Annotated in this window: 9 protein-coding genes; 3 read left to right on the top strand and 6 right to left on the bottom strand. The window is 48.4% G+C overall.

Annotation, left to right across the window (positions count from 1 at the left end; translation table 11 throughout):
• The 5 genes from AUR66_RS18115 to AUR66_RS18095 form a co-directional block, all read right to left on the bottom strand.
• Window positions 1–488 (bottom strand): ATP-binding cassette domain-containing protein (locus AUR66_RS18115; RefSeq protein WP_157533223.1); only part of this gene is annotated, 488 nt, incomplete at its 3' end.
• Complete coding sequence (locus AUR66_RS18110) at window positions 485–1,384, bottom strand: ABC transporter permease (RefSeq protein WP_058573546.1); 900 nt, start codon at window positions 1,382–1,384, stop codon at window positions 485–487. The genes AUR66_RS18110 and AUR66_RS18115, both read right to left, overlap by 4 nt.
• Window positions 1,381–2,412 carry an ABC transporter permease gene (locus AUR66_RS18105; protein WP_058573545.1) on the bottom strand — a complete coding sequence of 344 codons (1,032 nt, stop codon included), beginning with the start codon at window positions 2,410–2,412 and terminating at the stop codon, window positions 1,381–1,383. Before AUR66_RS18105 ends, AUR66_RS18110 begins: the two co-directional genes overlap by 4 nt.
• Window positions 2,409–4,163, bottom strand: a complete 1,755-nt coding sequence (locus AUR66_RS18100; protein ID WP_058573544.1) for an ABC transporter substrate-binding protein — start codon at window positions 4,161–4,163, stop codon at window positions 2,409–2,411. Before AUR66_RS18100 ends, AUR66_RS18105 begins: the two co-directional genes overlap by 4 nt.
• Window positions 4,164–4,420: 257 nt before the next feature.
• On the bottom strand, window positions 4,421–4,741 hold the full coding sequence (locus AUR66_RS18095) for a hypothetical protein (protein ID WP_058573543.1): 321 nt from the start codon (window positions 4,739–4,741) through the stop codon (window positions 4,421–4,423).
• A gap of 1,010 nt (window positions 4,742–5,751) precedes the next feature.
• Between AUR66_RS18095 and AUR66_RS22935 the strand changes: the two genes are divergently transcribed.
• Window positions 5,752–5,994, top strand: a complete 243-nt coding sequence (locus AUR66_RS22935; RefSeq protein ID WP_082682277.1) for a MarR family transcriptional regulator — start codon at window positions 5,752–5,754, stop codon at window positions 5,992–5,994.
• 315 nt (window positions 5,995–6,309) lie between these two features.
• On the opposite strand, the gene AUR66_RS18090 is transcribed toward AUR66_RS22935, so the two are convergent.
• On the bottom strand, window positions 6,310–7,146 hold the full coding sequence (locus tag AUR66_RS18090; RefSeq protein WP_058573542.1) for an HpcH/HpaI aldolase/citrate lyase family protein: 837 nt from the start codon (window positions 7,144–7,146) through the stop codon (window positions 6,310–6,312).
• A 565-nt stretch (window positions 7,147–7,711) separates the two neighbouring features.
• Between AUR66_RS18090 and AUR66_RS18085 the strand changes: the two genes are divergently transcribed.
• Entirely contained in the window at window positions 7,712–8,506 is a 795-nt protein-coding gene (locus AUR66_RS18085) for an IclR family transcriptional regulator (protein WP_058573541.1), read from the top strand.
• Between the two features lie 330 nt (window positions 8,507–8,836).
• Entirely contained in the window at window positions 8,837–9,667 is an 831-nt protein-coding gene (locus tag AUR66_RS18080) for an IclR family transcriptional regulator (RefSeq protein ID WP_197409869.1), read from the top strand.
• The last annotated feature ends 235 nt before the right edge of the window (window positions 9,668–9,902 follow it).

Here is a 9,902-nt window from a genome sequence, read left to right as displayed (position 1 = left end):
ATCTGGACCTCACGGAGCATCTCTAACACGCGCTCACGAGCCTCTTTGCGCTCATTACTGTACTTCCGGCGGAAGAATTCGATGACTCCAGTGCTGCTGTCACCACCGAACTGCGCGGTATCGGTGAGTTGCTCACCGATGGTGAATGTCGGGTTTAAACTCGACATCGGGTCTTGGAAGACGAGGCTCATTCGCTGGCCTTTGACATGCTCAAACTCCGAATCAGACAGTGAGAGTAATTCTGTCCCGTCGAAGGTGATTTCACCGTTCACTCGGGCTGGTGGCTGGTTCAAGAGTCTGAGAATGGACTTCATGGTCACAGACTTGCCACAGCCAGTCTCTCCAGCGATGGTGACGACCTCTCCCTTTCCGATGGAGAGATTCACACCGTCGATGACCTCTGCAAACCCGTCGAACGATTCGAAGCCGACTTCGAGGTCTTTGACGGTTAGCAGTGGGTCAGCCGCGACTGGTTCGTCGAGTTTCATCGGTTTACCTCCACGTCAAAGAGGTCACGAAGCCCGTCACCAAGCATATTGAACCCCATAACAAGGGTGAAGATGGCGAGGCCTGGGAAGATACTCACCCACCACGAATCTGGGAGGTAAGATGTTCCTTGACTGACCATCGTCCCGAGGCCGGGTTGTGGTGGTTGGACACCGACGCCGATGAACGAAAGTCCAGCGCCAATGAGGATGACGAACCCAGCGTCGAGTGTTACTTTGACTAGAATTGGCGAGAGTGTGTTTGGCAGAATCTCGCGGAACAGTATGTGCGGGGTACTTGCTCCAGCGAGCTTTGCTGCCTGCACATACTCTTCGCTCCGTTCACTCGCGACAATACTCTGGACGAGGCGAGCGTGCCACGTCCACCAGAGAGCAGCGATTGCAATCATCGCATTAGTCAACGTCGGCTCTAACGCCGACGTGATGGCGAGCGCCATTACGAGCGGCGGTAAAGCAAGTGCCGTATCCGTTGCTCTCATGATGATGGTCTCTGCCCACCCGCCGTAGTAACCTGCGACGAGTCCAAGCAGAACACCGACTGGAACACCGAAGCCGAGGACAACCCCAACGAGCATGAGCGATAGTCGGTATCCAAAGAGGATACGCGACAGCACGTCACGTCCGACGTGATCTGTCCCAAGGGGATGATCAAGACTTGGTGATTGAAGTGTGTTCGAGAAGTCGGTGAATTTCCCAGCGTGTTCGGGATACGGTGCGATAACCGGAGCGAACACTGCCAGTAGGATGACCGCGATGATAATCCCAAGGCCGATGACACTCATTGGTCTGCTCGAGAACCGTTTCCACGAGCGCTGCCAGAGTTCGCGTCGCTCTTCGGAAACGAATCGACTGAAGCCTGTTGCAGATTCTGTACTCATGTTGCCTCCTCCATCGCAAGTCGGATTCTGGGGTCGACACGACCCAGCAGAATATCAACGAGGAAATTGATACTGACGAATGCGATACCAATCGTCATCGTCACACCGACGACTGCATTGAAGTCGTTATTCAGCACGGCTGTGACACCGTAGGACGCGAGCCCCGGCCACGTGAACACGAGTTCTATCAAGAACGCGTTTCCGAGGAGCGACGCGTAGAGAAGCCCGAGAATTGTGAGCGTGGGGATGAACGCATTCTTTAGTGTGTACTTGTACGTCACGAGCCAAGATGGAAGACCAAACCCGCGCTCGGCCTCCACGTAATCTTGGTCTTTCACGTCGATCATGCTCGACCGAGTAATCCGCATCACCTGGCCAATACCTGCCAACGAAAGAGCAAGTGCTGGGAGGATGATGTGAGCCCACGCATCCAAGTGAGCAGCAAGATTCCCAGAGAGGATGGTGTCCACAAGGAGGAACCCAGTGAACTTCGAGACGTTAGCGGCGTGCTCTGCAGAAAGACGTCCCGTAATCGGGAGCCACTCCAGAAGGTAGCCGAAGATCAACTGGAACATAATCGCGATGAAGAAACCGGGAACACTAACGCTGAAAAATGCAAGTAGCCGAGTTGCATTGTCAGTGAGTCCATCCTTATTTTGTGCTGCGATAACCCCGAGCGGGATTCCAATGATTACCGTAAGCATCATCGAAACTGTGATCAGCTCGAGCGTCGCCGGCAGGTAGTAGATGATATCCGTGCTCACCGCTTGCTTCGTTTCGAGACTCGTCCCCAGGTCACCGACCAGTAACCCCTGCATGTAGTCGAGATACTGCAGGGGAATTGGCTTGTTCAAGCCCATCTCAACTGCAAGAGCCTGAACTTGTTCCTCGGATGCAAGCGCTCCAAGCGCCATTCGTGCGGGATTCCCAGGAAGTACCCGTGACGTCGCGAAGATAATGACTGAAAGACCGATGAGACTCACGAGGATGCCCGCGAGACGCCGCACGAGGTACTGCCAGTACTTCATCCTTGGTAGAAGTCTGGGAACCAGTAGTCGAAACTCATCGATGGACGGAACGTGTACCCTTTGACATCTTCAGCAAATGCATGTTTCTTCGACTGGATGAAGATGAAGATATCTGGGTAGAGGTTCGCTAAGTGCTCCTGTAGGTCAGCGTACAGTTGCGCACGGGTATCTGGGTCGACCGTGGACCGGGCCTCATCGATGAGTGAATCAACCGTCGAATCTTCGAGATGTTCCATACTCATCCAGGTCGAAGCAGCCTCTGAGTGGAACTGGTTGTAGAATACAGTGTCGGGCGACGGGTAGACCGGTCCGTAAAACACTTGATTAACGTGCGGGGTCTTTTCGACACTCGTAGCGAGTTCGGTCATCGTCCCCCACGTCTGCGGGTTCAATTCAACATTGATCCCGATCTCGTCCATGTTCTGCTGGAAGAGAAGACCCATCTTCTCTTCGAGGCCGTAGTCTTTCACGTACGTGTTCTGGACAGTGATGTCACCTTCTTCGTACCCTGCGTCAGCGAGGATTTGTTTCGCCTTCTCTGGGTCGTACGTCGGTTGGACGATGTCGTCGTTGTGCACCCCAAATGATGGTGCGAGCGGCCCCTGTGCTGGGAGTGATCCAGGTGCAATTTGATTGCGCGCAGTCTCGTAGTCGAACCCGTACGCCATGGCCTCGCGCACAGCTGGATCATCGGTCGGTGACTTCTGTGTGTTAATTTTGAAATAGAACATAGTCACCGTCGCGACCGAGTCGACTCGGATGTCGTCTTCCTTTGCAAGCGCTTGGTAGGTCTCTTCACTCTGGTACTGACTCGACATGTCGAGTTCTCCCGTTTTCATTAGCGATCGGACCGTCGGGTCCTTCGTGATGATTTGCACCACGACGTTGTCGTATGCACCATCTTTGAACGACCCCCAGTAGTCGGCGTACCGACTGAACGAAATCTGGGCCTGACGTTCGAAACCTGCTAACTCGTAGGGGCCAGAACCAGCATCATTGTTGTTCAGATAGTTCTGACCATAGTCACCACGATCACCAAAGTCACCGTCCTCTGCGTTATCTAAGACAGCTTTCTTGTCGACAACGAACAAGAGAACCAACGTAGCAAGGAACGGGGAGTGAACCCTATCAAGTGTGAACGAGATGGTCTGTTCGTCTTCGACAACCACGTTATCTTTGGAGAGAACGTTCCCAAGGAGTGAGGAATACCCCTGGTTGAGATCGAGGAACCGTTCTGCTGAGAACTTCACGTCTTCCGCACGCACTGGATTTCCGCTGTGGAAGGTCGCACCCTCCTGGAGCGTGAACGTGTAGGTCTTGTTGTCGTCAGAAACCGTCCAGTCTTCGGCAAGGTGGGGTTTGAGTTCACCTTCCGTATCGGGGAACACCAGTGGATCGTACAAATTGATGAGCGCCAGCACTTGCGTGTAATCGGTTCCCTTTGCAGGGTCGACGGTACCGAATCGCTGGGTTGCGCTCATCCGGAGTGTCGAACTTCCGGTGTTGCTTTCCGTTGACTCCTCAGTTTCAGTCTCCTCGCCACCAGTTGACGCAGTGGTATCGTCTCCACTGTCATCTCCACTGTAGCTTTCACCATCACCACCAGTACATCCCGCAAGTCCCGCAATTCCTGTCGCTCCGAGCGCTTTCAGGAACGTTCGCCGACTGTTCGAGTCTTCAAATTGGTCACTGACTTTGCCCAATTTGGAACCAAACTTCGTATCGTTATGTGTGCGATCTTGTCTCGACATACGTTACACATTCCCACACTACCATGACACAACATAAAAGTATCGTATAGGAACCTAGTGCGAACAAATTGGAACATATTGGTCATCCTAATACTCATTATGGAACCTTGGTGTGTCTAATAAATTTCACCGTGTACACGTTCATCGTAACCAGAGCCACCAAAATTGAGTTATAGTAACGCACAAGCAGGGGTGCAGACTCAATGAAAACCAACTAGCCCATACCCACAGGGGTCGGAAAAATAACTCCCTACGTCTTACTCATCCTCTCCGTTGAATTCCGGCTCCCCGCTCAGTCGCCCTGCAGTTCCGTTAATTGCGTACACGAGCGCTTCAGCAATCTCAAAAGCTTCCTCAGCGCCAAGGCCGGAGACCGGCCGAGTAACAAACTCTTCTCCACTCTTGTTGACACCAGTAATCGGCGAGACTGTGTAATCGTTTTCGCCCATTGTCCCATCAATACGAACGATTATCCTTGGGTCATTATCATAGACATATTCAACATAAACGTCCTCATGAACGTGTTCTGTCCATCCACTCGGATAAAATTCAATGAATTCCGTCTCACTCTTTGGCATTAGTTTAGGTTCATTCCAGATAACTAAAAAATGTTCGTCCCAGTCGTCGACAAAACCAAGTGACAACGCGGGGGATGATCCCCAATCTTCTGTTGCGAAAACAGTGTTTTAGCGTCGTCTTCAGTCATGGAGGCACTGGTCATACTTTGGGCAGCCACGTGACTTCAGAGGATGGGACAAGCCACAACCTCGGAGAGGAGAAGTGTTGTGTGCCTTCTCAACACCGATTTCGCACTTGGATCAAACCTGATGACGAGCAATCTGCGTTCTGACTTGGTTTCTCCGAAAACAATAAGATCTCAGATTCGGATAGCAACGGTTATTCGGATTAGTAACGCTCAACAATGATGGAGACGCCTCTATTTGATTATAACCAACAGTTCAAAATGCCATTTGCCACGTCAGTTATCTCATTGTAAACCTCGCAAAGCGGATTTATTTAAATCACAGGTTCCTGTCATTATGCTGCCAAGAGTTATCTTGGTCTGATTGACCCAATTTAACGTACTAGTCGGGGTTCTTTATTCTCTCAAGCAACAGTATTTATCTTGTCGGCATACATATACACTGACTGTTATATGTTGCTATAAAATTACACCACATCGTCCGAACTATATTTTCTACTACATAAATTTGGATATTACTATATTTATGATTATTATTTAAATCACTAATAAAATTATCTATTTTGTCCAAGATAATAAAATTGCTATGGTGGAGTCTATTTCACCAATTATTTTTGAATCTGACATAATAAGATATATGTATCATAAATTACCAATATAGTATGCCAGAGTGGCAATCAATTTCTACTTGATTTAAAGCAGTAGGAAAATAATCGGACCAGAGCTTGGACCCCATCTCTATCCAAACTCCGAGAGAATTGTTGAAAGAGGAAGAATCATATCAGAATATCTAAATAGATAGTCTGGATGGTCCAAAATAATCAGGGGGATACATTTGTGTGTAGTTATTATCAACCACCAAGACAAACAGAGGAGGCCCCCGACATGGAACATAGTCTTCGTAGACACAAAGAACAGTTGGAGGATCTTCCTCCAAGTGCAAAACTAGTCGCTAAAATTCTTGAGTTAGAGGGCGAGATGACTCAAGCATCGTTAGCCGAAGAATCACTCTTACCGTCACGCACTGTCCGATATGCCCTGTTACGTCTGAAAAGGCGTGATGTCGTCTCGACGCGGCCTTCTCCAAGAGACGCTCGAAAGGGACTCTACAGATTAACTATTGAGTAAGTAGCTTTTCGTATTGATGGGTCACCACCGGTCAGTCGGTGGTTTCAACGTTACAAGAGAGCCAGGTGGGCCCAGTGAAGTAATTCGGGGCAAACGTTCGCGATTTGAATTACTCGTGGCACGGGATTGGGCCCCTTGGCCAACATGGTACAAGCTGTATCGTCGCTACTGTGGAATACTGGTTAAGTAATCCACGAATGAAATAACACTCTACCACTATTTAATTTCATTGAATGCATCAAAAATAACTACACTGTACCAGTTACTGTAATCAAATTCACTAGTCCTCCTGATCTCCTGTTGCACTCTCACTCTCTAATCGTCTACATTAGTACGTCTGAGAATCTCCTGTGCCTGCTCAAGAAGTGGTGCGTCAATCATCTCCCCATCAACTTCGACGACCCCACGGCCACTTTGTTCGGCTGATTCCCAGGCTTCAACAACGCGACGCGCCCACATTACCCTATCCTCGTTCGGAGTAAACGCTTCATTGATACGTGATACCTGTTTGGGGTGTATAGCGAGTTTACCGTCAAACCCGATATCACGCGCGAATTTTGCGTCCGCCCGGAGACCATCGTTGTCTCTCAAGGTTGTATATGGTGTATCAATAGCGTCGATACCTGCTGCTGATGCAGCTAACACGATGCGTTCACGGGCGTACAGAATCTCTGTACCATCTGCACTCCGTGACGCGCCAAGGTCTACAGCGAGGTCCTCGGCACCAAGTGCAACCGCTGAGGTTACCGGTGCGCTTGCAATTTCTGGTGCGTTTAAGACTCCCTTTGCCGACTCGACGAGGGCAAACACTGTGCAGTCGACATTATGTTCTTGTAGAATGTCTTCGACGTAAGACAGGTCTTCACTGTTGCTGACTTTCGGAACCATCACAGCGTCTGGGGCTGCGTCTTCCAATGCAGCAATATCGTTTTGCCCCTTGATTTCCTCGTTTATTCGCACAACTATCTCCGCCTCGGGATTAAACGATGGATCGGCAAGTACATCCCGAACAGTTGCTCTAGCAGATTCTTTTTGGCTAGGGGCAACGGCGTCTTCTAGGTCAAAAATCAGCGTATCTGCACCAGAGCTTGGTGCTTTTTGTAATAACTCGGCGCGGTCCCCAGGCGAGAAGAGCAGGCTTCTACGAACCATATAGGTACTCCAAATTTCACCAACTTGAAACTTCCTGTCTCTTCCATTTTTATTGTAGTCTTGGTAAAATTAGTTGAGAGTGAAGAATCGGATATTCTTGAATGGGACGCGCTGATGTCGAAGAGGATTAAGTCCTTTTGTAAGTCCCGTATTGTGGGATATCTGCAACCGGCGTAAGTAGAAGTATTGTACATAGATATCATGTCTTATCATCTGTTATGAATTTAAATAATTCTGTTATATATTTAGTGTATGATTCCGGATACCCCATTGCGGCTCGGAAGCTCAGACTGTTCTCAATGATGGTGAAAGGCGAAATTTTTGGCCGATCCATTACAACAGTACATTTGTGATATCAGGCTTCGGATCTGGAAAGTACTCGCTGAGTCAGGAATCAAGGAGTCATACCACAATATGAAATTGAGGAGCATTGCTACCTCGGGCCTCTTGGTGGTTACCACGGGTTCCCCATGAGATTCAGTATCTACGTTTTGAATATCCCATATAATGGGACAAAACAGGACCAGATAGATAATAATAATCCAGTGGGAATAAACCCGATAGCATGACACACCCCAACAAAACGCCATCGGTCAAGTCGACGATCAAGTCTCTACAGATCGTAGAAGAGCTACAGAAACGGAATGGGGGAACACTGAAAGAGATCTCGAATGCATTAGACATCTCAAAAAGTACTATTCATCGTCATCTCATTACACTCGAAAACGCTGGTTACGTAACACGTGATGGGAACACATTCGATGTTGGCTATCGATTCTTAAACCTCGGCCAGTACACGAGGTTCCGTCGCCCCGAATTTGGGGAGATCAAATCCGCACTCTCTGATTTAGTGAGTGCAACTGGTCACGAAGTTGCCTTTTCTGTCTTGGACCACGGGAAGATTATTTGCCTCCATCAAGAACACAGCCAGGCGGACTATTTCGATCAGCGTTCTACTGGAAACTACTTCTATGCTCACAATAGCGCCGCTGGGAAAGCCATCATCGCGGAGAAACCAGATCGTGAAGTCCAAGAGATCATTGATGAGCACGGTCTCCCACAAGTCACCGCTAAGACAATCACTGAGGAAAATGAACTATTCGACCAACTCGAGACGATTCGTGAACAAGGATATGCACTAAACCGGGGGGAATCAACTGAGGGTCTACGTTCGGTTGCAGCAACTGTCCATTCAGACGCTGGACAGTTACTCGGGTCGCTCTCTGTTTCTGGCCCTAAGTACTATATCGGCGACAAAGAGTTCCACGAGACTATTCCAATGAGTATTCTGGAAATAGTCTCAAAACTGGAACAAAAATTCGGTGAGATGGACAATAGATCGGGTAAAAGTGTTAATTAAGATAACCGAGGAATCGATTATGCGTATGGCCGAAAATCAAGCATTCGAATATACGAGTGGATTATGTCTTTCATCGCTAGTATAAAATATTGCTCTAATAGTACACTGGGTTGGAACTTTCGATGCTTGCGGTTTGAATCCTAATTGTGAAAAGCATCTACAGTCACCAACATATAATGTATTCAATAGAGAGTGTTCAGATATTATTGTTTTAATGTAGTATCTCAAAACTATTCATTTTAATATATGACATAGAAAATGTAGTCGTGATAGCTCCCAGAATTATAATAATACGAACCATTTATAATGAATGGTATGATTGGTATTGGCATGCCACAAGAAAACCCCCATTGGGAGATTAAGTCAGTGGCGAAGTCACTCGATATCGTGGACTACATCCAAGAACAGGATGGGGCAACGATAAACGATCTCACCAGTTCGATAAATCTCTCAAAGAGTACGGCGTATAAGCACCTCAAAACTCTCAGTGAGCGTGGTTACCTCACTAAAGAGGGCGATGAATATCATATCGGGGTTCGGTTCTTTCATAAAGGGGAGTATGCTCGAACGAGGAAAGTAGGGCATCGGCTCGCTGCTCAAGCTGTCCAAGATCTTGCCGAAAAAACGGACGAAGAGGTCGATTTCCTCGTCGGAAATAACGGCAAGATGATTGTGATTTACGAGTCGTATCACCCGGACAACCCATACGGTGATGACTTGACTCACCCAGTTGAGGTGCGTGAATTTGCAGGTGCCTATTACCATATGAATACAATCGCCGCTGGAAAAGCGACACTGGCATCGCTTTCCCGTGATAGAGTAGAAGAAATCATCGACCAGTGGGGCTTACCGAGTCTTACAGAACAGACAATTACGAACAGAAGTGAACTCTATGAAGAGTTAGAACACATCCGTGATCAGGGATTCGCCTGCCAAGATGAAGAGTATGCAAAGGGCCTCCGCTCAGTTGCCAAAGTGGTCCACGGTGCTGATGGAAACCCACTAGGTGCAATCTCAGTTTCTGGACCGATCTATCGATTACAGGGAGAGAAGTTCGAAGAGGATCTCCCCAACGCACTCATTGAGACAGTCGACGAGCTAGAAGAGATGATCGAGAAACGACGAAAAGAAGAGATAGGTTCAGAAAGCCTAGAATCATAATCCCGCAATTACGGAATTAGGTTCGTTGGTTACCGAAACCCTGCAGCTCAGTCATCAACTCATGCACAGACGCTATTGAATCGAGTAAACGGTTCGAGAACGGCAAGCGTGTTTCTACACCTTCGGCAAACAATTCATCGATAAAGACCTAGCCTGGTTCAGTCTCTTCACTAGCTGGTGTGATTGTGAGACCAGGGTTGAAGATACGAGACGGCTGTCGAGTACTCTGAATTTA

It is taken from the genome of Haloferax profundi, from assembly GCF_001469865.1.
Lineage (GTDB): Archaea > Halobacteriota > Halobacteria > Halobacteriales > Haloferacaceae > Haloferax > Haloferax profundi.
Note: the sequence above shows the minus strand (reverse complement) of the source record. Positions and strands in the feature narration are given on the sequence as shown.

What these genes read in the sequence shown, in the direction of transcription:
- AUR66_RS18110 (WP_058573546.1), bottom strand. Translation starts at nt 1,384, where the DNA reads ATGAGTACAGAATCTGCAACAGGCTTCAGTCGATTCGTTTCCGAAGAG.
- AUR66_RS18105 (WP_058573545.1), bottom strand. Translation starts at nt 2,412, where the DNA reads ATGAAGTACTGGCAGTACCTCGTGCGGCGTCTCGCGGGCATCCTCGTG.
- AUR66_RS18100 (WP_058573544.1), bottom strand. Translation starts at nt 4,163, where the DNA reads ATGTCGAGACAAGATCGCACACATAACGATACGAAGTTTGGTTCCAAA.
- AUR66_RS18095 (WP_058573543.1), bottom strand. Translation starts at nt 4,741, where the DNA reads ATGCCAAAGAGTGAGACGGAATTCATTGAATTTTATCCGAGTGGATGG.
- AUR66_RS22935 (WP_082682277.1), top strand. Translation starts at nt 5,752, where the DNA reads ATGGAACATAGTCTTCGTAGACACAAAGAACAGTTGGAGGATCTTCCT.
- AUR66_RS18090 (WP_058573542.1), bottom strand. Translation starts at nt 7,146, where the DNA reads ATGGTTCGTAGAAGCCTGCTCTTCTCGCCTGGGGACCGCGCCGAGTTA.
- AUR66_RS18085 (WP_058573541.1), top strand. Translation starts at nt 7,712, where the DNA reads ATGACACACCCCAACAAAACGCCATCGGTCAAGTCGACGATCAAGTCT.
- AUR66_RS18080 (WP_197409869.1), top strand. Translation starts at nt 8,837, where the DNA reads ATGCCACAAGAAAACCCCCATTGGGAGATTAAGTCAGTGGCGAAGTCA.